Raw genomic sequence first — 560 nt, forward strand, 5'->3', positions numbered from 1 at the left:
GCCATTGGTGCAAACGTTGTGACCAAAGGCGGATCTTCTATTGCCATTGGTGGTGACGATCTAAATGCCGCCTCTCAAGCCAATATTGATGGCACCTCAGCATCTGCAATCAATGGAGGTGATGTCAATACCGCATTCAAAGCTTATACGGGTCGTGACCTTGTTGAAGCGGGATATTACGTTAGAAATACCGAAGCTGGTGGTGCTGCTTCTATAGCGATTGGCTCAAAAGCGCTTTCTAAAGGTGCTTTGTCTACGGCTATTGGCGTACAGTCTTCCTCAGCGGGTGTTGCGTCCTCAGCCTTTGGCATGGGATCGTCAGCAAGCTTAGATGGTTCGGTTGCTTTAGGTGCAGGGTCAACGACTGCCACAAATGCAACCACTGAGTCGACCATGACCGTTGGCGGGGTCACACATACCATTGCAGGTCCTGCGATGCGAGTTGGTGATCAGGTCTCTGTTGGTTCAGTAGGATCTGAGCGTCAGATCAAACACGTCGCTGGTGGAGCGGTGAATGCAAGCAGCACGGATGCGGTGAATGGCAGTCAGTTGCATGCCAC

The 560-nt window shown here is 51.6% G+C and carries 1 pseudogene; it reads left to right on the forward strand.

Annotated features, from left to right (window positions below):
- Positions 1 to 560 (forward strand): annotated as a pseudogene (locus tag CXF65_RS01075) (hypothetical protein); the annotation flags it as partial.

The sequence above is a fragment of the Psychrobacter sp. Sarcosine-3u-12 genome (genome assembly GCF_002836005.1).
Lineage (GTDB): Bacteria > Pseudomonadota > Gammaproteobacteria > Pseudomonadales > Moraxellaceae > Psychrobacter > Psychrobacter okhotskensis.